Origin of the sequence: Paenibacillus jilunlii, assembly GCF_900102965.1 — a bacterium.
In the GTDB taxonomy this organism is placed as follows: Bacteria; Bacillota; Bacilli; order Paenibacillales; family Paenibacillaceae; genus Paenibacillus_AQ; species Paenibacillus_AQ jilunlii.
Genome location: NZ_FNGM01000002.1, coordinates 25614 through 51098 on the forward strand (window position 1 = coordinate 25614; position 25485 = coordinate 51098).

General features: G+C 51.2%; 22 protein-coding genes. 4 read left to right on the plus strand and 18 right to left on the minus strand.

Annotated features, from left to right (window positions below):
• Nucleotides 1-186: 186 nt before the first annotated feature.
• The 7 genes from BLQ82_RS04980 to BLQ82_RS05010 all read right to left on the minus strand — a co-directional run bounded on the left by BLQ82_RS04980 (nt 187) and on the right by BLQ82_RS05010 (nt 7768).
• The gene (locus tag BLQ82_RS04980) at nt 187-2661 is read right to left on the minus strand and encodes a glycoside hydrolase family 31 protein (RefSeq protein ID WP_062525236.1); all 2475 of its coding nucleotides are present in this window, start codon (nt 2659-2661) and stop codon (nt 187-189) included.
• A 295-nt stretch (nt 2662-2956) separates the two neighbouring features.
• The gene (locus BLQ82_RS04985; RefSeq protein ID WP_062525234.1) at nt 2957-3337 is read right to left on the minus strand and encodes a RidA family protein; all 381 of its coding nucleotides are present in this window, start codon (nt 3335-3337) and stop codon (nt 2957-2959) included.
• A gap of 101 nt (nt 3338-3438) precedes the next feature.
• Nucleotides 3439-4101, minus strand: coding sequence for an oxidoreductase (locus BLQ82_RS04990; RefSeq protein ID WP_062525233.1), 663 nt, complete (start codon nt 4099-4101; stop codon nt 3439-3441).
• A gap of 50 nt (nt 4102-4151) precedes the next feature.
• The gene (locus BLQ82_RS04995) at nt 4152-5423 is read right to left on the minus strand and encodes an MFS transporter (RefSeq protein ID WP_062525231.1); all 1272 of its coding nucleotides are present in this window, start codon (nt 5421-5423) and stop codon (nt 4152-4154) included.
• A gap of 120 nt (nt 5424-5543) precedes the next feature.
• Nucleotides 5544-6941 carry a sensor histidine kinase gene (locus BLQ82_RS05000; protein ID WP_062525228.1) on the minus strand — a complete coding sequence of 466 codons (1398 nt, stop codon included), beginning with the start codon at nt 6939-6941 and terminating at the stop codon, nt 5544-5546.
• Between the two features lie 298 nt (nt 6942-7239).
• A complete protein-coding gene (locus tag BLQ82_RS05005) occupies nt 7240-7512 on the minus strand; it encodes a hypothetical protein (protein ID WP_143013345.1) in 273 nt (90 codons plus the stop codon).
• Between the two features lie 52 nt (nt 7513-7564).
• The gene (locus tag BLQ82_RS05010) at nt 7565-7768 is read right to left on the minus strand and encodes a CsbD family protein (protein ID WP_062525224.1); all 204 of its coding nucleotides are present in this window, start codon (nt 7766-7768) and stop codon (nt 7565-7567) included.
• A gap of 462 nt (nt 7769-8230) precedes the next feature.
• Between BLQ82_RS05010 and BLQ82_RS05015 the strand changes: the two genes are divergently transcribed.
• From BLQ82_RS05015 to BLQ82_RS05035, 4 genes are all read left to right on the plus strand, one after another.
• Nucleotides 8231-9163 (plus strand): FMN-binding protein, encoded by a 933-nt coding sequence (locus tag BLQ82_RS05015; protein WP_062525222.1) that lies wholly within the window; start codon nt 8231-8233, stop codon nt 9161-9163.
• A gap of 48 nt (nt 9164-9211) precedes the next feature.
• Nucleotides 9212-11092, plus strand: coding sequence for an FAD-dependent oxidoreductase (locus BLQ82_RS05020; protein WP_062525220.1), 1881 nt, complete (start codon nt 9212-9214; stop codon nt 11090-11092).
• A 290-nt stretch (nt 11093-11382) separates the two neighbouring features.
• A complete protein-coding gene (locus BLQ82_RS05030; RefSeq protein ID WP_062525216.1) occupies nt 11383-11832 on the plus strand; it encodes a hypothetical protein in 450 nt (149 codons plus the stop codon).
• 18 nt (nt 11833-11850) lie between these two features.
• Nucleotides 11851-12831, plus strand: a complete 981-nt coding sequence (locus tag BLQ82_RS05035; RefSeq protein WP_062525214.1) for a polyprenyl synthetase family protein — start codon at nt 11851-11853, stop codon at nt 12829-12831.
• A 282-nt stretch (nt 12832-13113) separates the two neighbouring features.
• Here the strand turns inward: BLQ82_RS05035 and BLQ82_RS05040 are convergent, their stop codons facing one another.
• The 11 genes from BLQ82_RS05040 to BLQ82_RS05090 form a co-directional block, all read right to left on the minus strand.
• Nucleotides 13114-13599: an AAA family ATPase gene (locus BLQ82_RS05040; protein ID WP_280140353.1), complete on the minus strand. Its 486-nt coding sequence runs from the start codon at nt 13597-13599 to the stop codon at nt 13114-13116.
• A gap of 560 nt (nt 13600-14159) precedes the next feature.
• Nucleotides 14160-15041, minus strand: a complete 882-nt coding sequence (locus tag BLQ82_RS05045) for a UbiA-like polyprenyltransferase (protein WP_062525210.1) — start codon at nt 15039-15041, stop codon at nt 14160-14162.
• A gap of 1 nt (nt 15042) precedes the next feature.
• Nucleotides 15043-16344, minus strand: a complete 1302-nt coding sequence (locus tag BLQ82_RS05050) for an aspartate aminotransferase family protein (protein WP_062525209.1) — start codon at nt 16342-16344, stop codon at nt 15043-15045.
• Nucleotides 16345-16450: 106 nt separating this feature from the next.
• Nucleotides 16451-18376 carry a peptidase U32 family protein gene (locus BLQ82_RS05055; protein ID WP_062525207.1) on the minus strand — a complete coding sequence of 642 codons (1926 nt, stop codon included), beginning with the start codon at nt 18374-18376 and terminating at the stop codon, nt 16451-16453.
• Nucleotides 18377-18396: 20 nt separating this feature from the next.
• Complete coding sequence (locus BLQ82_RS05060) at nt 18397-19188, minus strand: energy-coupling factor transporter transmembrane component T family protein (RefSeq protein WP_062525205.1); 792 nt, start codon at nt 19186-19188, stop codon at nt 18397-18399.
• The gene (locus tag BLQ82_RS05065; protein ID WP_062525204.1) at nt 19185-20081 is read right to left on the minus strand and encodes an energy-coupling factor transporter ATPase; all 897 of its coding nucleotides are present in this window, start codon (nt 20079-20081) and stop codon (nt 19185-19187) included. The genes BLQ82_RS05060 and BLQ82_RS05065 overlap by 4 nt, the downstream gene beginning before the upstream one ends.
• Entirely contained in the window at nt 20066-20926 is an 861-nt protein-coding gene (locus BLQ82_RS05070; RefSeq protein WP_062525202.1) for an ATP-binding cassette domain-containing protein, read from the minus strand. Before BLQ82_RS05070 ends, BLQ82_RS05065 begins: the two co-directional genes overlap by 16 nt.
• 29 nt (nt 20927-20955) lie before the next feature.
• Nucleotides 20956-21507 carry a Gx transporter family protein gene (locus BLQ82_RS05075; RefSeq protein ID WP_062525200.1) on the minus strand — a complete coding sequence of 184 codons (552 nt, stop codon included), beginning with the start codon at nt 21505-21507 and terminating at the stop codon, nt 20956-20958.
• Nucleotides 21491-21880: a NusG domain II-containing protein gene (locus BLQ82_RS05080; protein WP_062525198.1), complete on the minus strand. Its 390-nt coding sequence runs from the start codon at nt 21878-21880 to the stop codon at nt 21491-21493. The genes BLQ82_RS05075 and BLQ82_RS05080 overlap by 17 nt, the downstream gene beginning before the upstream one ends.
• Nucleotides 21881-22101: 221 nt before the next feature.
• Nucleotides 22102-23613, minus strand: coding sequence for an HD-GYP domain-containing protein (locus BLQ82_RS05085; RefSeq protein WP_244280701.1), 1512 nt, complete (start codon nt 23611-23613; stop codon nt 22102-22104).
• 662 nt (nt 23614-24275) lie between these two features.
• Nucleotides 24276-25220: an alpha/beta hydrolase gene (locus tag BLQ82_RS05090; RefSeq protein ID WP_062525196.1), complete on the minus strand. Its 945-nt coding sequence runs from the start codon at nt 25218-25220 to the stop codon at nt 24276-24278.
• Between the last annotated feature and the right edge of the window lie 265 nt (nt 25221-25485).

Here is a 25485-nt window from a genome sequence, read left to right on the forward strand (position 1 = left end):
TTGCCATATTTTTTTTCTTCATCCCTTCATCTTATACGAAAAGAGCCATATTTAAAAACCCTTCCGCAATTTTTTTCTGCAGATTTATCTGCTTTTTGAAGAATTATTTCTCCTTGGACAAGCCGAATGTTCTCCATTGACCCTTTCAATGCCAAAAAACCGCCAAATGGCGGGTAGTTTGGCCAATTATTCCTTCCGGCTAAGCTCTTCCTGCGCCTTCGCTGCCCCAATACGCAGCTCCCCGCCATGAGGCTCATCGTTAACCTGGATAATAAGCGCACCGTTTTTACCATTGCGCGCCCAGCCGGCCCGGCCCTCTTCCAGCTGTTCCAGACTGATTTCAGGCAGACCGTCTACAGAAGCTGCAGCAAAGTTGGGATAGCAGAGCGCAAAACGCAGCATTTCTCTGGGCGGAGCATATTCCCGGACCGTATAGGTCCAGCCCAGACGCAATCCCCCTTCTTCTCCAGCTGCATGCACACTGATCTCGGAGTAATGTCCTTTTTTGTAGCTGAAGCTGTGCCCGTCGTCCTCGTATAGAGTACAGGCAGCAAAGAAGCCGCTTCCCGCCTCCGCACCATACAGGTGAAAAGTCACCGTCTCCGCCGTATCCTCCAGCGCATACTGCTTAAGCGGGCCTTCCGCAACAAAGGTTCCTGCCTTGACATACATCGGCATAATGCGCAGCGGAGCAGCGGCCAGAATGTGGCGTCCGCCTTTGTGAACCTCCCCATCCCAGTAGTCGATCCACAGCCCCTCCGGCAGATAAACAGAACGATGGTCCGTATCCGGCCGGTACACGGGAGCAATCAGCACGTTTTCCCCCAGCAGGAACTGGTCGCATAGATTCGTAACATGCGGATCGCGCGGATATTCCAGGATCAGCGGACGGATCACGGGCAGCCCGGTCATCTCAGCCTCATGAAAAAGATTATATAGATGCGGCATCCAGCGGTAGCGCAGCCCGATGAACTCCCGCAGAATTCCCTCTACCTCTTCACCGAATGACCAAGGCTCCTGGCGCAGCGTCCCGATAGAAGAATGATTGCGGCAATACGGGAAAAAGACACCCATCTGCGTCCAGCGCACCAGCAGCTGGGCAGACGTATGATGGGCGAATCCGCCGATATCCGGCCCCGAGAACGCGAGACCCGACAGCCCCATATTGAGCACCATGGGCATTGCCATCGCCATATGCTCCCAAAAGCTGCGGTTATCCCCGGTCCATACGGCGGCATACCGCTGAATCCCCGCATACCCGGCACGTGTCAGCACAAATGGCCGCTCGCCGCCCATATGCTCCGCCAGCCCTTCATATGTCGCCTTGGACATCATCATTCCGTACAGATTGTGGTATTCCTCATGCGTAACCGGACGGCCATTGTTGAAATGCATTACATCGAGATCCATGGTCTTCGACTCATTGAACACCGCCGGCTCGTTCATATCATTCCAGATGCCCTGAATGCCAAGATCCGTATAGTATTTGTGCAGATCCCCCCACCATTCGGCAGTCCGGACATCACTGAAATCGGGGAACGCGCTGATTCCCGGCCAGACCTCCCCGAAGAAGATATCGCCCTCCAGGCGCCGGCAAAAATGTTTTTCCAGCACCCCTTGCTTGTACACTTCATAATTGGGGTCTTTTTTGACACCAGGGTCTACGATCGGAATAATCCGTACCCCCAGCCCGCGCAGCTCGGCAATCATCTTGTCAGGCTCGGGGAAATGGACCGGATCGAAGGTGAACACGCGATATTCATCCATATAATGGATATCCAAATAAATGACATCACAAGGAATATTCTTTTCACGGAAGGTCCGGGCGAGTTGAAGCACTTCCTGCTGGTTCATGTAGCTGTACCGCGACTGGTGATAGCCAATGGCCCATTTAGGCGGCAGCGCAATCCGTCCGGTCAGAGAGGTGTATCTTTTGACCACATCCTTCATTTCAGGCCCGTTGATAAAATAGACATCATAAGCCCCGGTAGCGCAGCCGATGGTGAACGCCACCCCGTGGGAGCGCATATCAAAATCACTCCGGCCCGGATTGTCCAGGAATAAGCCGTAGGAGAGAGAGCCGTGCATATGGATCAGCAGCGGAATGGACTCATAGAGAGCCTCAATTTCCGGCAGATGCGGGGCAAATACATCAGTGTTCCAGTTGGTATAGCGTTCCCCGCGTTTGTCGAGGAAGCTTGCTTTTTCACCCAGTCCATAAAAGTGCGAATCCGGCTGCATATCATATTCAGCATGGCTCGCCCCGCGCGGATTCCAGCTCGTCAGATTCTGCTGCATGATGACCTTCCCGTCCATGTTCTCTACACGCAGAAGGAGAGAGGTTTTCTCGATGATCAGCCGGATGGCACTGGTCGTGAAGGTCAGCTGGCCGTCATTCTCCTCCACAGGGAACAGGTGGGGAATACAGCTCTCGGCGAGCACCGCTGCGGTCGTTGTCAAATCAGGTACCTTGTCCCGGAACACCTTCATCCGGAACATCTCGTCATTCAAAAATACAAAAACTATGCCTCCGCGTTCTCCACGGATAATGTAAATATTCTCGGAGCGTTCCCAGGATACAAAGCTTCCAGGTGTGTTCCAGGTCTCTTTCATAACCAGCGGACCCATTTTCTCAGGACGAATCGCTTCACTGCTCTCCATCGTTTGCTTTCCCCCTTCGGCTGTTGCGGCTTGTTACATACATATTACCCTGCAAGACCGGACTGCTATCCGCTATTCTCATGACCCTCAGGTCATTTTTTGGGAACAAAGGGTCTTATTTATGGACGAAGGGGGTATATTCTATGTAGGCCTCAGCTCCAGGACTGACAATCAAGCTTAGGGAGTGAACCGGAGAGATACTGACAGGGCAACATCATTCCAGTCCTTCACAAAAAAATCCCTGAGCGCTTCTAACCTACAGAAGGCGCTCAGGGATATTTCAATCTTCGGTGAATTATTTCTTGCGGGCTACCGCTTCAATCTCCACGAGGCCGTCTTTTGGCAGACGGGCTACCTCAACAGCACTGCGGGCCGGATAAGGCTCAGTGAAGAAGCTGCTGTACACCTCATTGACTGCTGTAAAATCATTCATATCCTTAAGGTATACCGTTGTCTTCACAACATGTTCGAGGGATGCGCCAGCTTCTTCGAGAATTGCCTTAACATTGCTGAGCGATTGACGGGCCTGCTCCACTACACCTTCTGCCAAGGCTCCTGTTTCCGGGTTCAGCCCAAGCTGGCCTGAAGTGTACACCCAGTTCCCGGCGATGACCGCCTGGCTGTATGGGCCGATGGCACCAGGGGCTTTTTCAGTTGCTACCTGTTTTTTACTCATGTTCTCCTCCTGTTTGCTGTACAAGACAATGAATCCGCTATGTACGTATGATTTATGTCCCATTGTACGTCCTACACCAAGCTTATTGCAAACCCTGGACTTCAACTTTTTCCGATTACATGAATCACTTCATTGGTGTAGATATGCACGCCCCCCGTATCTGCCTGGGCGATATTCATCATCGCCCTGGCAACCTTAGCCGCCGGAATCGCCCGGTACTTGGCTGCCTTGCCAACCATCGCAAAGTCCAGCGCCTTCATGACTATGGCAGCCACCCGTTCGCCGGGGCGGGATTCCTCACGATCTCCGAGCAGCAGCGAGGGACGGAACAGATGCAGTCCCTGAAAACCGATGACACCAAGCCCGTTCTCCAGCTTTCCTTTGGTACGGGAATAGAAAGCCCGCGACCTGACATTGGCTCCCATCGACGACACCGCCAAAAACTGCTTCACCCCGCATGTTCTGGCCAGTGCGGCGGCAGCAAGCGGATACTCCAGATCCACACGCTTGAAGTTCTCCTGCGAGCCGGCTTTTTTGATGGTTGTGCCCAGGCAGCAGAAGACGGCAGAAGCCCCGGCAAACTGTTCCTTATATTCCGCCAGCCGCTCCCAATCGATGATCACCTGCCTCAGCCTGGGATGCCGGAGCTTCACCGGGCGTCGCACCAGCACGCGCACCTCCGCCCAGTCCCCATTCAGCAGATCCTCCGTAAGCGCACTGCCTACAAGACCCGTGGCCCCAAGTACTACCGCGATTCTAGTCATTGAACGGTCTCCCTTCCCGAAGTTAGAGGAAGGCCTGACCTTCCTCTATATTAGTCCTTCAGTATGCGCCGGCCCAGCAGCAGGGCAAGAGCCAGCATCAGCGCCCCTACGATAAGCTGCATCCCGTATATCTGTGTCCAGTGCGGCCATTCATGTATCCATTCATAGATCTGCCCGCCGATCAGCGGTCCAAAAAACGCAGCAAGTCCCGTCAGCGCTGCATACATCGCCATGTACATCGGACGTTCCTTCTTCGGCGTATCGCCAATGATGAAGTTGAACGCCAGCTGGTTAAAGCCCCCCACTCCCATGCCGAACACAATATGCGCGGCAAACAGCACCAGCAGCATGGGCAGTACAGACAGCAGTCCCCAGAGCAGTGAGGATACCGCGATAATCGGCAGTGTCCAGAGCAGCAGCCGCTTATTGCTGTATTTAGCATTCAGGTTGCCCCATACATAGAAGCTTGCCATCATAAAAATCGTCTGCGATACGTTCAGCAGTGACAAGGTCTCATAATTGATGTGCAGCAGCTGCAGCATGACATAGGAATAGAGCGGCACCGTCAGATTCTGCAGCAGCAGCCATGCGGACAGAAACAGTGTCGATTTCATAAACAGCGTATCATGAAGCGGTTTCTTCAGCATCGGCAGAAAATCCTTCTCTTCCGACTTCTCAAACGGCACGTCCGGATAGAAGAAAAACACGATGACATTGGATATGGAAAAGATCCAGACCACAATATACAGAATCAGAAACCCGTGCCCGCCGGGATAACGGTCAAGCACTAAACCGCCTCCATACATCACAAGGCTTCCCAGGGCATTCAGAAAGGTATTGCGGATTCCAAAATATCGGCCCCGTACCCGCGCAGGAACCAGATCGCTGATCACCGAGCTCCATAGTACGCCACCCGCCGTATTCGCAATAAATGCAATCGTATACAAAACGATAAATGCAGTAACCCAATGTTCTTGTGGAAAAATAAACGGTACCAGTCCGGTTGAACTCCACAGCACCCTGTGCAGGCCGATAAACGTCACCATAGCCCATTTGCGGCTCGGGAGCTTCTGAATCAGAAAAGCCACACCAATCTGTGCTACATTAACCAATGTAGTAAGTGCTATTACAAAACCGATCTGGCTGGAGCTGGCTCCTAAATATAACAGAAAGCCAGTCAGGAACTGCCCTTGGAGCAGCACCTGAAATATCGTTGACGGGATCCCCTCAAACGTAGCAATCTGCAGATTCTTGCGATGTACCGAGGCTTTGCGGAGACCTTTCGGGCGGGCGCCGCCAAGTCTGTTTCTCATGATGTTCATGGGGGTGATAACACTCCTTCGATGCGGCTTTTGCTTCATTCTACTCCGCATCAAGTTCCTGTCAATAAGCCAAAATCACAAATTAAGTTGGATTTCTGCGCACCCTCAAGTTTCAGTGACTCACAACGGCAAATACAGGGAAAAAAGACTCCCCTGCCCCTCCTTGCTGGACAGTGTAATGTAACCGCCCAGGAGCTTGGCCAAGTCACTGCTGATGGACAGCCCGAGCCCCGTTCCTCCATACGTCCGGCTAATGCTGCTGTCTGCCTGCTGAAAAGCCTCAAAGATTACCGTGTGCTTGTCGGCAGCAATGCCGATACCGCTGTCCTGCACATCAAAGACCACCCAGCGCCTCTGGGCCGGCCCCTCCGGCTTTTCCACCACCCGGACATTCAGCGAGACAAAGCCGTTCATAGTAAACTTCAGGGCATTGGAGAGCAGATTGCGGAGAATCTGCTGCACCCGCTGGGGATCGGAGTGAATGACATGCGGCACATCCTCACTCAGCGTAATGTTGAAATCCAGCCCTTTCTGCTTGGCTTCCACTGTAAACTGCAGCGCCAGCATTTCCGGGATTTCACTGACATTGAGTTCCTCGTGAACAACATCCAGCTTGCCCGCTTCTACCTTGGACAGATCAAGAATATCATTAATAAGCGATAGCAGATCATCTCCTGAATGGTGGATAATTGCACCATATTCAGTGATTTCCTCCCTGCTGAGCTCCTCATCGTTGTCTTCAATAATCTGTGACAAATTGATAATGCTGTTCAGCGGAGTTCTAAGCTCATGCGACATATTTGCCAGAAACTCCGATTTGAACTGGGAGGCCATCATCAGCTGCTTCGCCCGCTCCTCCAGTACAATCTTATTCTTATGCAGCTCCTCGGCCTGTGCAGACAGCAGCTCATTCGCCCTTACCAGCTGGCCGGTGCGCTGCAGATCAAGATGAAAGTCACGGATAATCAGTGCAAACAGCATGCTGAGCACAAGCCCCGCAGGCAGCGTTACGGGCAGGATCTTCGTTATGTACTCCTGGTCGGGGATAACTCCAAAAACAGTGATATTCACCGCATTCATCAGATTCACAGCCATAATTACAATGAGGCCCTTGACCATGATTGTGGCCGGCGTGCGGCGCACCCAGAAGCTGAGCCCGGCACAGACGAATCCCAGAATCGATAAATTCAGCACACCTGCCACCGCCGCCTCATTCATTCCGAAGACCAGACGGCTAAGACCTATGCCCACTCCGATGATGATAAGACTGAAGGGCTGGGGGAAGGCGATGGTGGAAATAATCAGCGGCAAAAATCTCAAATCAAAGATCACATGCTCATCCAGCCTGTATCCAAAAAATATATTGATCCAGCCGGCAAAAACGGAAAGCACAACCCAGCTCACCTGTTTGACAGGCTTCGGGGCATGCGTAATCGTATGTTTGTATATTAAATTCGCCATGTAAGCGACAGTAATAAGCAGAGCCGTATTCATACAAAAAATCTTCAGGTATTCCATAGCATCACTCCTTCAATGATTACAGAAATGTAATCCTTATGAATCATAGTACCATAATAGTAGGACCAATACATGGAATCACAGTCCTATAGAATACTCCTATTCCTAGGTTAACGCTTGTGGAATGGGCGATTATGTCGCTGCCGCCGCGCGACCCCATCATAGCACATATGTTCGCTTATTCACATACAAAGTGATTACTTTTCTTCCTTATAGAGGAAATACTTAAACGATTTCTGAAAAAAAACGCGAACCTATGCTTCTCTTTTGCGCATTTCCAGCAGAAGAAGAGCGCAAATCAGATTCGATTTGCGCTCTTCTTCTGCTGCGGAAACCAGGGCCTTATATCACTCCAGCGCCTTTTGGGGCTCCTGCCTCCACTCTGTTCATGCAATACCATTACAGGCTCCTCTTTCAAGTCACATTTCTCAGGTGTCCATGCCTCTACATCCGGCAGCATATAGTACCGGGGATGAAAGGTGCATGACATCTCTCCCTGCTGTGTAAGTACCCGGTCAGCGTGTATCTCGATAATTCTGCCGGTTACGACATGGGATTTATACATAGACATCGCCTCTTCCTGCATATGTGACTATCCTGTTCCGAGGTTGTATTTACTTATATTAGTGGCGGATGGACTGTTCCCAATTGCGGTATTCCGCTTCCGCATCATCTTTGGTATGGCCGTAACGCTCCTGAAGCTTGCCGACCAGCTTGTCCTTCTCGCCGTCAATGACATCCAGATCATCATCTGTCAGCTGTCCCCACTGCTTCTTGGCTTCACCCTTAAGCTGCATCCACTTTCCTTTGATAACGTTGCTGTCCATACATGCTCATCTCCTTAGGTGTCTTATGAAGTATGACTAGAGGCTCATGTCTAAAAAACTATTACCCCCAATCCTCAAAATTGAATCGGATACCATCTGGGAGTAGAAACGGCCAAGCCGTCGTTTTTTGTCACATAATAGTCTTTTAAAATCGGTATCCATATATTTTAAAATTTGATATAATTCAAGTGTAAATAAAATACATTATCTTTAAGTGATTATTTTCACATGACTAATATCTTTCTTGTGCTAGAATGCCATCGAAGATGAAACGAGATGATTAAATTTTTTTCTAATGTATGCCGATATATGTCATATGTCTGCTACAAAAAGGGACTTAAGACCGATTCAAAAGTGACAAATGTCATTTATAAAGTGATTTTTATCACTTCCAATAATTATTAAAATGTTTTACATTTTAATATATATATTTTAAACTATTTCTTTGGAGGTCATACTAAAATGAAAAAAGCTTCTCTAATTTTGTCGAGCGCTCTTGTACTGGGTACTTTGCTCGCTGGATGCGGCAACAACAAGGACAACAACGCTGCACCAACCAATGCTCCTGCTGAATCCACTGCACCTGCCGCGACTACTGCACCTGCCGCGACTACTGCACCTGCTGCATCCGATGCCGGCACTGCTGAAACAGGCAAGTATCAAGATGGTACATATTACGGAACAGCACCAGTTGACGCCGAAACAGGCTGGGAATCCTTTGTCCTGCTGACTGTTGAAGGCGGAAAAATCACAAAAGCGGATTGGGATGCTTTCAATACTAAGACAGCTGGCGACCTGAAGAAAAAAGTTTCTGAAGATGGTAAATACGGACTGGTATCCAAAGGCGGCGGCCAGGCAGAATGGCATGAACAAGCAGCGAAAGCGGAAGCTTTCCTGGTTGAAAAACAAGATCCGGCAGCAGTTGTTGTGGATGATAAAGGTAAAACGGATGCAATCTCCGGCGTTTCTATTGGAGTAAGTGACTTTGTTACTGCCGCTCAAGCTGCTCTCGCTGCAGGCCCTGCACAAGCTGGCCCTTACAAAGACGGCGGATACTCCGCAGAAGGCGAAATGGATAAAGAATCCGGCTGGAAATCCACTGTTGCTCTTACTGTTGCCAATGGCAATATCGTTGCGGTTAACTTCAGCGGCGTGAATGCTGCAGGAGACGACAAGAAGCAATACTCAATCGATGGCAAATACGGCATGAAAGCCGGCGGCGCTTCTGCTGAATGGCACGAAGAAATCGCCCTTGCCGAAAAATATTTCCTTGAAAACAAAGGCGCTGCCCCTAAGCTGGATGCTGAAGGCAAAACCGACGCCATCTCCGGTGTATCTATCCACGTTGGCGAATACTTTACACTTGCAGAAAAAGCACTTGAAGGCGCGAAATAATATTCGCTTACCTTTTGCAGCTAATCAGATGAATGAGGTGAGTTTCTCTTGAAAAAAATAGTCATTTTGGGCGGCGGCTACGGCGGCGTACTCACGGCTAAGAAACTGGCAAAGAAGTATAAGAACAACAAAGATGTAGAAATCAAGCTGATCGACCGAAATCCTTATCACACTCTCTTGACTGAGCTGCATGAGGTATCTGCGAATCGTGCGCCTGAGGATTCAATCAAAGTTGACTTGAAGAAAATTTTCGCCGGTCTGAAAGTGGATGTTGTTCTGGATGAGATCAGCAATATTGATTTCAAAAACAAGAAGCTGAAATCCGACAAGGCAACCTATGCTTATGATTACCTGGTAATCGGCACAGGAAGCAAACCGACTTTCTTCGGAATTCCCGGAGCTGAAGAAAACACCTTCTCGTTCTGGTCCTACGATGACGCGGTTGCTCTCAAACGTCAAATCCGCGATATGTACACCCAAGCTGCCAGAGAAAAGAACCCTGCTGTCCGCCGCGCAATGCTGACCTTCGTCATCATCGGTGCCGGTTTCACAGGTGTCGAGCTGGTTGGGGAAATGGCCGAGCAGCGCGATGAGCTGTGCAGAGAATTCTTCATTGATCCATCCGAAGTGCGGCTGATCGTTGCTGATATGGCGCCGAAGATTCTGCCTATCCTGCCGGATAAGCTGATTCAGAAGGCTGAAGCCCGCCTGCGCAAGCTGAAGGTCGAAATCGTGACCGGTGCCAAAATCACCGAAGTAGGCGAAGGCAGTGTGGCTCTCGGTGAGAAGAATGTCGTTGACGCCAAGACCATTGTCTGGACTGCCGGTGTCGAAGGCTCCGAAATCGTCGGCGGCCTTGAAGTACAGCAGCAGGGACGCAAACGCATCGTTACCAATGAACATCTGGAAAGTGTTGACCATAAGAACGTCTACGTTGTAGGGGACAACATCTTCTTTATTCCTGAAGGCGAAACCCGTCCGGTTCCACAGATGGTTGAAAATGCTGAACAGGCTGCTCCGCTCGTTGCCGGCAATATCGCCGCCGACATCAGCGGTACTGCCAAAAAAGCGTACAAACCGGGATTCCACGGTACGATGGTCTCCATCGGAAGCCGCTATGGTGTAGCTAACGTAGGTCTTCCAGGCAAGCTCTTCATGCTTACAGGCTTCATGGCTATGCTGTCCAAGCATTTTATCAATATGTTCTACCTGTCGCAAGTGGTAGGTTTTAACAAAGTATGGACTTATATGATGCATGAGTTCTTCCACGTGGAGAACCGCAAGAGCTTTGTCGGCGGCTACTTCTCCAAGCGTTCGCCGAACTTCTGGCTCGTTCCGCTCCGTATGCTGCTCGGGGGCATGTGGTTATATGAAGGGATCGATAAACTCAGAAAGATCTGGGTGGATCCGGACAAGATCTTCCTGATTCCTGCTGCCCCATTCGCTACGGATGCCGCTTCATCAGCGAGTGTGGCTGTAGATGCTGTAAAAACAACAGTAGATGCACAGTCTGCGGCTTCCGCAGTTTCCACTGCCAAAGAAGCTGTATCGGCTCTTCCAGTACCAGGCTTTGTGTATGACATTACGAACTGGTTCATGGATCTGATGTTTTACAACAATGACGGAAGTTATACCTTCCTGGCTAAATGGTTCCAAATCGGCATGGTTTGTGCCGAAATCGTCTTTGGCATTATGCTTATCGTAGGTCTCTTCACTGCCATTTCTTCACTTGCCACCATTGCCATGGCAGTCATGATATGGTCCACCAAGATGGCAGCGACAGAAATGCTCTGGTACGTTGGAGCAGCTATCGCATGCATCGGCGGATCGGGCAGCGTCTTCGGCCTGGACTACTATGTCCTGCCTTGGCTCAAGAAGCACTGGAAACGAATCCCGCTTGTGCGGCGTTGGTATTTATATACCGACTGATACCCCCTGCTGTTTAGCGTTTCTGACGCCGTTTAATTAAGTATATCAGCAACTTATGTGTTTTTTATGTTGCTGCAGCTGAATATGATGTTCTTAAGAGTAATGTGTCCATGGACACATTACTCTCCTTATTTATTAAGGTTTAGGCTTGATCAACAGATTAATAGTATACTTCTTCAGCCGACAGGGGCTCTTGAAACCGTCCCGGGTCTGGTTTTAACAAAGGGTTTTGTAGGGATAATCAAGGCTATGGTTGCTTCCGGCAAAACCGACAAGAAGGAGAGAATCTTGTGAACAGAAAACTAATGGAAGACAGCTTCCGGTTGCTTCAGGCTGAAATGTCACCGATCGCCGGAATTCAGTTGCATCTCTCTCCGGCAGAATGTGAGCAGTTGTTCTCGGTACTGGAACGTCATGATCTGGAATATGACCGCAAAGTCCATTTGCTAGGTATTTATATCATTCTTACTGTGGCGGCTGAGCGCCATATGGAATGTGCCCCACATCATCCTGACCTGACCCGCAACATTTTGGATGGAGATTATTTGTACAGCTTTTATTTGCAACTCGCGGTGAAATACCGTGAACTGGACCTGGTTGCTTACCTGGCGCCTTCGATTAAAAAAATGCAAATCGCGCGGTCAAATGGAGACTTCGCGGATCAAAATCCGGCGGCGGGCATTGAAGAGTTCCTGATTCAGGAGCAAAGGCCGCAAAGCCGCACAAGCAAAGCCATTTGACAGGTGGGAACCCAAACGATGAAGCTGCATGAAGCCTTAAATATAGACCTGGACGAAATTAACCATGAAATTCAGAATATTGTGGCCCGTGATAAAGACGTACCCAAAAAGTCACAGCTCGCGAAGAGCATTCTGGAGCTGACCGGCTCCGGGGGAAAACGTCTCCGGCCGCTGATGGTCATCGTCGGCAGCCGTTTTGGACGCAAGCCCTCAGGACGGAGAACGCTTCAATTATCTGCTGCTGCGGAATTTATTCACGCTGCCTCATTAATTCATGACGATATTATTGATAATGCCGAACTGCGGCGGGGCACTCCTGCCCTGCATACCAAGACTGGTGTGCTCTCCGCAGTCCATATCGGGAATTATATGTCTGCCCGGGTGATTGAGCTGCTCAGCAAATATACCGGTGACAAAAACCGTTATGTCCATGACTTGTCTTCCGTGGCTACAGCCCAGCTGTGCCTGGGAGAATATCAGCAAATGGAGCATGCCTACGACTATAATCTTACTTTTGATGAGTACCTGGAGAAGTCCCGCAACAAAACAGCCATGCTGATGGCCACCTGCCTGCGGGTGGGCGCACTTTCTACAGAGAGCCCGGAAGATGTCGCGGGCCTGCTCTATAACTTTGGCGAGGCGCTGGGCATGTCTTTTCAAATCCAGGATGATCTGCTTGACTTCACTCAGTCCGCCGATGTGCTTGGCAAGCCTGCCGGGAGCGACCTCCGCAATGGGCAGGTTACCCTTCCTGTACTTTTTGCCCTGCAGGACCCTGAACTGGCGCCAATCATCCGCACCATTGGCCCTGCCTCTTCAGAGGAAGAGGTGGCTCATGTGCTGGCTCTGATTAACCGCAGCGACGCCCTGGCCCGTACCGAGGAGGTCAGCCAGGATTATCTCGATCAGGCTGCCGCAATTATCCAACGGCTCTCCAGCTACCCGGCACATGCCGATCTTGAGACCTTGCTGCAGTATTTTGCCGGACGCGACCGTTGATTCAACATCTAGGTGCATCCGCGGCGCCGGCCCACCTTGTGTGTTGGCGAAACTGCTGGCGACGATGCCAACGGATTCGTAAAACCTTATCGCGTTCGGGTTGGCGGTCACCTCTACACGCATGCCGCCCAATGTCTTCGATCAGAGCACTCGCGGCGCCTTGGCGCATCCAGTCAGGATCAGTGAACATGAGTGTATGCTGCCCTTTAGCTAAATGAAAAATAGGGCAGCTGCCAGATCGCAAGCTACCCTTTGGTTTATTTAACTAAAGTTCCCTCTACTTCAAGCATATTGTTGAACCCAATCTTTTATCTGAGAGGCAACTTCGGTTACATCAGTATCCGTTGTATCAATAGTAGGCATAGGTGGGTTATAGACCTCATCAGCAATTTCAAGCAATCGTTTTGCAAAGTTTATGTGGTTTTGAATCTCTTCCTCTGGCCAACCTCTTAGATGTAGACGTTTTTCGCGAGTTTCTTCATCACAATGTAGGTTTAGATAATATACATGCTTAAAAAAAGGAACGTCTGCACATTTTTCAATATCCCAAGGCATCATTGTTCCGCATATTATAGTCATGCGTCCACTTTGAGCGATATTTAGCGCAACTCTCAGCCAAATATTTCGCATTTTCTCCCAATCGTGTCCAATAAATTCAACAAGATTATCAGGGTCAAAAATATCAAAATCAGGCATCATCCTCCGCAGTTCCTTGATGACGTATGTCTTCCCAGACCCACTTGCACCTGTTACGATAAATAAAGGCACTTTGCTTTCGATTGTTATAACCTCATCTCATCTAAATATACTTCAGTTTCTTTATATCCCAGAGATACTATGCCGATGTTGCAACTATAACATCTCCCAACCGAAAACAAGGGTAGAAGACTGCTATAACTATTCTGCCCGTGAGTTTAATGAAGAGTAACACTAATTCGGCTGAAAGTGGTCATATAGGATGAATAGGCATGAATTAGGTGTACAAATTCCCACTATATCCTTCTATAGCCATGATTCCAGCGAGATTAGTTTTACTTTTTCCACTTAACTTCAGTTCCTGATGAGCTTCATGGTGTTCCCCAAGCTTTCAAGTTCTCAGTCCAACTCATATAGCAGATTTTCAGCTGTGTTATTCCATGGGCCGCGAGTAAAGCGGATTCCTCTCAAATGCTTCACCTTTGAACAGGGGCCTGCATGGGCCGAGTTCAAACAACGCATTACATAGCCCAGGAAAGCCGCGATCTAATCGAAAACATCTGCAGACGGGCAGCGGCCGGAAGTCCAAACATTCCTCGGAGCGGAGCCTCTCCTAACCGATTTCCCCCACCCTAGCTAACATAAAAATAATCAATCAGCGTGCACAGCAATATCACCATACTGATCACCTGATTCAAATTATAGGAAGCCACCTTCATCAGCCGCCGGTTATGCGGCTTAATAATCCGGTGCTCCGTCATCAAGAGCAGGGTGGCGATGCCGATGCCGACCAGGTACATCCAGCCCAGATCGCGCCAGAGGTACAGGAACAGCAGCAGCAGGATCATGATGAAGTGCAGCCCTTTGGAAATGCGCAGCGCATTTTCCAGTCCGAAGAAGCTGGGGATCGACCACAGGCCATTCCGGCGGTCAAAATCGATATCCTGCGTGCCATAGATAATATCAAAGCCGGCGATCCAGAGCATAACCACCGTCCCGATTACAAACGGCGTGAACGCAATATTCCCCGTTACTGCAAACCAGGCGCCAATCGGCGCCGAAGCAATTACGAAGCCAAGATAGAGGTGGCTTAAGAACGTGAAGCGTTTGGTATAGGAATAACTGGAGATCAGGACGATGGCCACCGGCGACAGCAGCAGACAGAGCAGATTCAGCATGCCGGAGGCGACAATGAACAAGGCATAGTTGATGATGATGAAAAAGATAACTTCCTTTTCCGCCAGCAGCTGCTGCGGCAGATGCCGGTGCGCGGTGCGCGGATTTTTCCCGTCAAAGGTACGGTCGACGAGACGATTGAAGGCGTTGGCGCCGTTCCGCGCCCCGATTAGAGCAATCAGTCCCCACAGCATCATGTGGCCGGACGGCCAGCCTCCCGCCGCCCAGACCATCGAGATGATGGCAAAGGGCAAGGAAAACAGCGTGTGGGAAAACATCACCAGCTCGCTGAACATTTTCAGCTTAAGCGCAGAGGTTTTGACAGCGTTTAAGATCATATTATTCTTCCTTTTCTGTGGAAACTTGCAGCAGTACTTCATTCAAGGCAATAAGCATCCCGTCGACATCTTCAGAGGTAATGACCAGCGGCGGCTGGAAGGCCAGGACGTTGCGGCCTATGCCGTTTTTGCCGATCAGATAACCGCGGTCCTTCATCGCTTCGAGCACATTGTCGGTCAGTTCAGCTGATCCGGCAGCGTCCGGACCCGCCAGTTCCGCACCCAGCATCAGTCCGGTTCCGCGCACATCAGTGATCATTCCCGGATAACGTTCCTGAAGCGATTCAAGGCCTTTCTTCAGGTGCGAACCAAGCTCAGCCGCACGCTCCGGCAGACGTTCGTCACGGATATAATCCAGTACCGCAAGTGCCGTAGCCGCCGATACAGGGTTGCCCCCGAACGTCGAAGCCGAAGGCCGGTTCAAGGACGCCGCAATTTCATCCGTTGTCGCAAAGGCAGCTACCGGGACCCCGTTGCCCAGCGCTTTGGCCATGCTGATAATATCCGGCACCACGCCAAAATGCTCCATGGCGAACATCGCACCCGTACGGCCGTAGCCCGTCTGTATCTCGTCGTCGATCAGCAGCACGCCGTACTGCTCCAGCAGCGTTTTGACTTCGCGGAAATACGCAGGGGCAGGCATAATCATGCCCCCGTTCCCTTGAATCGGCTCTACAATCATGGCTGCAATCGTATCGCCCTTCTCCTTAAGCACCCGTTCCAGACTCTTTAGAGAAACGGCTGCAGCTTCATCCAGCGTAAGCTTAGGATCATAAGGCCGCTCAATAAACGTCACAGCTTCATCGAGGTATTGATCCGTTCTCCACATCTGCAGTCCGGTTACGCTCATCGTCAGATTGGTGCGTCCGTGCAGACCGCTCTCCAGAGCGATAAAGCCTTTGCGTCCGGTGTGCATTCTGGCCAGCAGCAGCGCCCCTTCATTGGCCTCGGACCCGCTGTTGACGAAGAAGCTGCGGCGCAGCTTCCCCGGCAGTACCTCCTCCAGCCGCTCGGCCAAGTCCACATTCGGCTGCGTAAGATAGACCGTTGAGGTATGCTGGAGCTGCTGAAGCTGTGCAATAGTACGCGCCGTAATCACCGGGTTGCAATGCCCGCAGGCGACAACCGATACTCCGGCAAAAAAGTCCGTATATTGCTTGCCGTTCTCATCATAGACAAATTGCATGCTGCCGCGTACAAGCTGCGGTGCATCGCGGTAAAAATGTGCAGTGCAGGGATAGAAATAAGCTTTTCTTTTGGCGGCAACCGCTGTTCTTCCGATGACCGTCTCTTCTTGCTTCATGATGGGTTCCCTCTCCTTCAGGCATAACTTGTGAAAAAAATAACTTATCAGTCTACCACTTATTGTTATTATACGCTCTATCCTAGTATTTTAAAATTTAAATATATTAATTAAACTGCAGAGATCCCAGCGTATAACCTGCATAAACAGGCGTAAGCCCGCCCAGTAAATCCTCCTGCTGATCAGTACCGCCTATGGCAGCCTGGTAGGCAGCAATGATTGTCCGCAGCTCTTCCGTGCTGTATGTGGCACCTTCGATCCGGAAGCTGGCAATGCCCAGTCCGCTCATTTCTTTCAGCATAGGCAAGTAGCAGAGTTCTTTGGAGAAGAGCAGATGGCAGCGGCCGTATTGGTCGCGGTAGACCGGATTTTCGCCTTTGTCGGTTTTGAGCACCAGCACATCGTTGCTGACATAGCGGTTATCCTCTTCAGCGATAGGCTCCATCACCTCGGTATTTTCGTAAAGATCATGCTCCATGTACATCAATGCCGGTGTCCCGTGGACAACAACCTCAAGCGGCAGATCACAGCGTGAAGTGAAGGCGGCAAAATGCTCCATCGTCATCTCGGGCGATACCGTAAGCTTTTCCAGCCCCAGTCCGGCGTAGAGCCCTGCAGAAAGGTGATTGTAGACATTCAAATTAACATCGCCGATCATCGGATAACCCGCAGCTCTGTAACGCCGAATCGCTCCCAGATTGGTAATTATCAGCCCGTCAATAGGCAGGCGTTCTCCGTTCAGCAAGTGATCATATTGGTTAAAATGCAGCTCGTTCATCATCCGCGGCAATCCGAGATACAGCTTGGTCTGTCCCTTAACCGCTCCAAGCTCTTTAATATCCTGCTTCGTAAACGGACGGTCCGGTTCAAATACATCTCCTGGCAGATACAGGCTGTCTGCGCCCATTTCGATGACCAGCCGGGCTTGCGCCATGTTGTTTACACGCACAGCCAGTTCCGGTTTTGCTTTCGGTGCTTTCCCTGCCTGGGCCAGACGTTCGCGCAGCTCCAGCACACGGGACTCGGACAGCTCGCGTTCGGCTGTTGGTGTACTGAATACCTTGCCTGTGCTGTAGAACTTGCCTGTACCTTCGTAACGGCGGTTAATATTCGCCAGACCCGGTTTGCCAAAAGCGTAGGCAGTGGAAAAATCACGTTTGCGGTTTTTGTACAGCTCCTTGGAGTCCACTGTGCGGTCAAAGCCGATAGGATCTTCGATATAACGGTCAATCGCGTCACTGTAGCTGTTTACCAGCGAGACCATGAATTCCTTATCGCGCATCCGGCCTTCGATTTTGAAAGAGGTAATCCCCGATTCGATCAGCTCCGGAAGATGCTCATACATGAACATATCCTTGACGGCCAGCGGATATTCCGCCGGGAACACATACCCGTCACGTTTAATCCGGTAATCCCACCGGCAAGGCTTCATACATTTGCCCCGGTTGCTGCTCATGCCGAAGACCTGGGAGCTGAAGTAGCAGTTCGCACCGTGTACAGAACACATATCGCCATGAACGAAGTATTCCAGCTCCATGCCGCTTTGCTGACCCAGCAGCTTGGCCGTCTGCAGATCCATTTCCCGCGAGGTCACCACCCGGCTTACTCCTAGATCACGCAGAGCATAAATCATCTCCAGATTGTGCACATTCATCATGACAGAAGCGTGGACAGGAACGGTAAGCCCCATCTCACGGATCAGCTCCAGCACGGCCATATCCTGAACGATCAACGCATCCGGACGGGCCTCGTCCAGAAACTTCAGGTAAGCTCTGGCTTCCTCCACATCGTCTTCGCTGAAAAGATTGTTTACGGTGATATATACTTTTTTATCCAGTTTATGGGCCATAGCAAGGGCTTCAATAATTTCTTCATGCGATAGATTATAGCCTTTGCGCATCATTCTCATATTAAGTACAGGACCGCCAAAATACACTGCATCACAGCCCGACTCTACTACTGCTTGGAAAATATCAAACGTTCCCGCAGGTGCGAGCAGTTCAATTTCTTTACCGTTAAAAAATCTTGCCATTCCCTATTCCCCCTAAAATATTACAATAATGCAACTGCAACTCCCATGATGACGAACATAGCGACAAAAACAGTATCGGCAGCGCCCCACCTCAGGCGGTGATACCGGCTGCGCGGGGCATCCATGCGGAAGCCTCTGGCTTCCATGGAATAGACCAGGTCCTGAGCCCGCCGGAAGGCGCTGGAGATCACCGGCACAAGCAGCGACACCAGCATCCGTGCTTTCTCTTTGAGAGGCAGCTCCTGCAGGTCCGCTCCACGGGAGGCCTGGGCTTTCATAATAATCTGCGCTTCATCCAGAATCGTAGGAATGAACCGCAGGGCGATGCTGATCATCAGCGTAATCCGGTCCGGCGACAGCCCCAATTTCTTGAATGGCGACAGGATTCCCTCCAGTCCCTGATTCAGCTTGCCCGGTGTTGTGGTAAAGGTAAGCAGCGCAGTGAACGTAATCAGAAACAACATGCGGATCACAGAAAAAGCCGCCAGGCGCAGCCCTCCCTCATGCAGTGAGAAGGAGCCGGCGGACCACAGCACATCCCCCGCTTTGACCGATAGTAGCTGTACGATGAAGATGAACAGCATCAAATAACGCAAAGGCTTGGCCGCCTTGATGAAATACTTTAGCGGAATACGCGTTGAAGCCATGACCGCAATCGAAAACGCAGCCAGCAGCGCCATGGAGGGCCATGAATCCGACAGCAGTATTACAGCTACATACAGCAGCATCCCCGTTAGCTTGGAACGCGCATCCAGCTTATGCACCCATGAGCCGGTCTCAATACTGCGTCCCAGCAGCAGCCGCTCATTCATGGGCATCCCCCCTCTTCTTCCGGTCTGCCCGAAGTGCCTGCCCCCGGCAGGGAAGCGATCAGCTCGGCAAGGCTCTCAGGCGTAAGCCGCGGCTTCTCTCCTGCAAGCCCGAAACGGCCGGCAATCCCGCGCCAGTACCGGAGAGAATGCGGTACGCCAAGACCGCAGCGCGCAAGGATGTCCGGATCGGCCGCCAGCTCCCCGCCGCTGCCCTGAAAAGCGATCTTCCCGTCCTTCAGCAGAATCCAGCGGTCGGCATAAGGCAGCAGTTCGTCCATCCGGTGGGTTACGATAATAATCGTCCGCCCCTGTTCCCGGCAGAGACGCTCCAATTGGGAGATCAGCTCAGCACGGCTGACCGGGTCCAGCGTGGCGGTCGGCTCATCCAGCACAACAATCTCCGGGTCCATAGCAAGCACCGAGGCGATGGCCGCCTTGCGCATCTGCCCTCCGCTTAACCGGAATGGGTTACGCGTGAGCAGGCCGAGGTCCAGGCCCATTTCGAGCATGGCCTTGCGCGCCCGCTCCTTGGCCTCCTCCGGACTCATGCCGAAATTGAGCGGTCCGAAGCACAGGTCCTTTTCCACCGTATCTTCGAACATCTGCTGCTCCGGAAATTGAAAGACCAGGCCGACCCGCCGGCGCAACGGGAGCAGCTTCGGCGACTTCTCACCGGCGCGCATCGTAACATCCAGCACCTGCACCGTCCCCTGCGTCGGCTTCAGAATGCCATTGAAGAGCTGCAGCAGCGTGGACTTGCCGGAGCCGGTCGCACCTGCGATCCCGGTTAATGAACCTTTGGGAATGCCGAGGGTGATCTCATGCAGCGCCGTCTGCTTCCATAAACTATTATCGGCGTAAGTATAGCTTACTTGCTCTAGTTGTATGGCCATAGTGTATCTATAAGCTCCTTTTCACTGGCGGGAACATCCACCCTGATTCCCCGGCTTTGCAGTTCACGGGCAAGGCGCCAAGGATAAGGCTCCAGCAGATGGCATTTCTCCAAAAGCTCTATATTCCGGAACAGCTTCTGCGGGGTAGTATCGGCGGCAAGACCGCCGCCATGCAGAGCGAGCACCCGGTCCGATGCCAGGATCTCATCAGCATCATGCGTAATCATCAGGATGGTATACTGCCCTTCCGCCCGCATCCCCTGCAGAATGCGCAGCAGCTCATCGCGGCTCGCCTCATCCAACATGGAAGAGGCCTCGTCAAAGATGACGATGCCTGGCTTCATGGCTAGAATAGATGCGATAGCTACGCGCTGCTTCTGTCCGCCTGACAGCTCGCCCGGATGCTTGGACAGCAGATCCTCAATCCCCAGCTTCACGGTATAGGCACGCAGGCGTTCCTCCATCTCAGCGTAAGACAAACACAGCCCTTCCAGGCCAAACAATATATCTTCCTCAACCGTCGCCCCGATAAATTGATTATCGGGATTCTGAAATACCATGCCGATGCATTGCCGGATGGCTCCGATCGTTTCCTCACCCAGCTGATGGCCGCAAATAGTGATTTCACCGCCGCTCTTCGGCAGCAGGGCATTCATCAGCTTGACCAGTGTGGACTTGCCGCAGCCGTTGGGCCCAACTATGCTAACCCACTGTCCCCGGGGAATGGATAAAGAGATATTATGGAGAATGGGATGCTCCGGATCATAGCCGAAGGATACACCCTCCAGCTTGATCACTGCCTGCACCTCTTCTGCATCCTCCACATTTTGATATGCTTCACTCATGTTAGTCATCCTTCCGCTGATGATTCGGCTCAGCCCAAAAACTCTTCAAACAGCGATATTTTGGACAGCGACGCTACCAGATAGCGGACCGCAAAGCCGACGGCAATCCCCGTCACGATCCCGGTAATAAGCAGCACCGGCAGGTAATAGAAGATACTTGTGGATTTGAATACTATGGCTGCCGCGAACAGCTGCCCGGTATTATGGGCCAGTCCGCCGGCAATACTGATTCCGATCACACTGAATTTCTTGCCCCCCCATTTCACCAGCAGGAACATCACCACAAAGCTGAGAAGCGAGCCGAACAGGCTGAAGAGCAGACTGGAAAAAGTGCCGAGCAGGAATGCGGTAAGCAATGTCTTCAGAATAACAAGGACAAAAGCATCCCGGCCCCGTAAAAAGAAAATACAAGTCAAAATCATAATGTTAGCGAAACCAAGCTTGGCCCCAGGCATCAGCCCGACCCCGACCAGCGGGATTTGTGCCTCCACCAGACTGAGCACTACAGCTACTGCGGCAAAAATCGCCACTATGACCGTCCGTTTCAGAGCTGTTGCCGATTCACTACTGGACATAGGCATCTATATCATCCTCCCCCGGCACCGCGCCTGCTATTTCTACTAACACCCGGTGCGGCAGGCACACAATGGTCTGCTTGGGACGGGTAATATGGCCAAAGCCCAGGCATACCTTGTCAGGGCAGTCTGCATCGTACATTTCAATCCCGTAATCATGCACCTTCAAAATGTTATAACCACGCTCCGTGCGGATATCAATGGTTTGTTCCTCTTTTGTAAGCTTCACTGTCTTATACAGCTTGCCATCCACCGTTATATTGGCTACAAGTTTATTATCCGGTCCCGCCTTGTCATCGTTCGAGAGCCATCTCGGCACGATAAAAGCGAGCGCGGCAATGAGCACGATGGAAATCAGCAGCACATCTGCGCGTTTCATAATGATCTCCCTTATTTTTTAATTAAAATCCAGACTTATTAATTATAACGGTCCGCCTGCAATCCTTCAATGAATGTGCTCGGGATTTGTCGGTTTTAGGAAGCAGTTCACAAAATAGGCACGCAAGCAGAAGCGGATACCGAATATTAACTGGATGGCATCCGCTTTAATAAGAAATATAAGGATAAAGCCGCTTTACATCCCCCGCATCCATTGCCCTGCTATCCTGCCCGGCCCGGATAATCCGCTGTATCGGATTTACCAGTTTTTCCGAAGTAGGCCAGGAACAACCCGGCAAATTCAGGGTCCCACTGGGTGCCTCTTCCCTGCTCCAGAATAGCGAGCGCCCGGTCATGGTCCATTCCTTTGCGGTAAGGCCGGTCCGAGGTCATGGCGTCATAGGCATCGGCCACGGCGATTATCCGGCCATGCAGGGGAATGGCCGTTCCGGCCAAGCCGTCGGGATATCCCTTGCCGTCATAACGTTCGTGATGGGAACGGACACCGCCCAGGTAAGGCGCCATTTTCTCTTCAGGCTCAATCTGCCGCAGAATATTTTCTCCAAGGACGGGATGACTTTTGATCTGGTCGAATTCCTCCTCCGTGAGCTCCTCCTCCTTGAAGAGCACGCTGTCCCGCACACCGATTTTGCCGATATCATGCAGCAGGGCCGATTTGCGCAAATTATCCAGCTGCTGTCCTGTAAGTCCGGCGAGCTGGCCAATAATGACCGAATATTCGGCAACCCGCAGCGAGTGCCCGGCGGTATATGGATCACGGGCATCCAGTGCTACAGCCAGGGTGGTGAAATAGCTGTCGAGCAGCTGTCTGCTCTGCTGTTCCCGGGCCTGCAGTCCGCGGACCATCATATTAAACCCGGCCACAAGCTTCGAGAATTCATCCGAGTATTCGTCCTGCACCTGCAGCAGCCGTCCGTCCTTGATATTGTTCATGGCCCGGTATAATTCGTTGATTGGATGCTGCACGCTCCGGGTCAGCAGCCAGGCTGCTATAGAAGAAAAAAGGGTGCCGATCAGCAGCACAAGCCCGGCCCATTCCCAGTAGCTCCGCATACTCTCAGCCGCCCTCCCCCCCAGTGTTTCCAGCCGGATCTGGGTTGCCATAATGAAAAGCACAAGCGGGAAGGTGCCGATCAGCATACAGGTAATGAGGAATTTGGGACGGATCGGTACAAACACATGCCCTTCCAGAGAAAAATCAACCATGTGCAATTCCAAGGCCCGGTTTCTGAAATTCTTAATCAGTGGAATAATTGCCGAGGAGGTCAGAAAAAACTCGATCAACGCATGCATACACGCTACCAGGATGGCCCCGGCCACCGCAAGCACAAGATAGAAGTAGGGGAGACTGATTAATCCCGTACGAATCATCCATAAGGTCATAATCGAAGCAGGCAGAGACAGCCCCAGTAAATGCGGACCCAATATCCGCTGCACCGCAAGCTTCGGCAGCCGGTGAGTATGTAAGTAGGCTTCCTCCAGCTTAGCAAGTGTGGGTCTATGCTCCGTAAGTGCAGTCCGGATCGGCCGGATTTGCCTGATAAAGACACTGATTTCCACGACAGCCATAATGGCGAACGAGATCAGCAGTATGATCAGCAGCCGAAAGTACTCTATGGTGCTTATTTCAAGTGAAGAGAGCAGGATCAGACTCCCCACTGCAAGCACGGCAACTACGGAGCCGAATATGTAGTTACGAATTTGCTTTTTCAAAAAACCTCCGTATAAATTCATCAGATCCCCCGTTTCCAGCCTGCCCATTCAGCTATACTATTTGCAATTCTTTACATCCCGTGCTATGATTAAGGAACATTTGTTTACTGTATATATTATCCCCATCAAGAAGATGTCAAGCCGATACGTTGCCCGTTTATCTATTATCGGCATTTTGGACACAAAATCTTACGTTTTCTTGCAGTACTCTTCCTTTTTATGAGATTAAATTCGAACATAGTTTTCCGATTCACACTGGCGCGGCCACGGAGCCGTAAGGACAAAAGAGAGGTAGGGCTTTTGTCGTTTTGGAAGGATTATTCTCGCCACACGGCTGCTGGAAATAACAAGGAATTAAGACACCCGTCTTGCTCACGGACGGCGGAGGATTAAATATACGGAGAAGACATGGCTTCGCTGCATTTGGCAGATAGTAATGCAGTCCCATGTGTGGAACATATTAGCGCCCGGTAACCGCAGTTTGCGGATATCGGGCGCGTCTACGTTTCAGGGGACTTTTTTCCGGATCAATCAAGTAGAAACGGCTACGCCGTCCTCTGAAAAAGCATATGCTTCCGAAGCAGCGATACTCCGTATCGCTTTCAGGTGTCCGTTTCAGCAAGAAATATAAGGTTAAAGTATCATGTGAAACTTTTACTTTCTTATATTTGGACGTACCGGGTCACAAAATCAGTTACCTTTCCTACATACGCTGCCTTATCCGTATCATAAGCTACGCCGTGCCCGGCACCGTGGATCACAAGCTTATCCTTGGGACTCCTGCACGCTTGATACAGCTCCTCCATCATATAGAATGGTACGAACTTGTCGGCATCGCCATGTATGAACAATATCGGCACGCGGGCTTTACGCACCTGCTTCAGCGCCGAAGCCTCTCCGAAGAAATACCCTGCCTTGATTCGGGTAATGAGGCTCGCCATATGGACAAAAGGAAAGCTCGGCAGATGGTACATCCGCCACAGCTGGTAAGACAGCTGCGCTTTGACAGAGGTATAACCGCAGTCGGCTACGATGGCTTTGACCTGTGGGGGAAGCTCTTCCCCGGACGTCATCATCACAGTGGCTCCTCCCATGGATACCCCATGCAGTACAATCTGGGCCTCCGGCCCGCTCTCTGCGAGGAGATACTCAATCCACCTCAGGTAATCCCGGCGTTCCGGCCAACCAAACCCGATGTACTCCCCTTTGCTGTCGCCATGGCCGCGGGCATCGGGAAGCAGCACATTATAACCCATGGTCTCGTAATAGATTTTGGCGCATGCCCCCATATCCTTGCCTTTCCCGGAATAGCCGTGGGCTATAATAGCAGTCCGCCCTGCGGCGCGCTCCGACGGCAGATAATAGCCACGAAGTGTAAGTCCATCGTCAGAAGTAATCTCAATCTTCCTGAAGCTGTGGCGGGATACCCAGTCTGCACCTTCTCCCCAGGAAGGCCCGGCAACCGGCGGGTCCGCCTTGAGATCAGGGGTTTTGGCCAGGAACTCCTTGGGTGCCCGCTTGATTGCGATTCCGTAAAAAAAGAACCCTGCATAAGTCAAGCCGCCGGCAATAATAATCACAACGGCAAGTATAATAACACTCCACATGAACAATATCACCTTTCTTTCGGCATAATGGAATCCCACTCCAGGGCAAGCCTTACACGCCACCCGATTTTCAGCATAGTATAACATGGCTGGGGGAAGGGTTGGAAATGCAGGGAAGGTCCGGGTGAAATGTTCAAAAAATGAAAGCGGCCAACTCCTGTGCCCGTGGTCCCTCAACAACGGCATTTCTGCCGTTCTTTCCAGGCAAACTGCCCGGAACAGGCGAATCAAAGGTATTTTTACCTTTGATTTCCCCTGCCTGCGC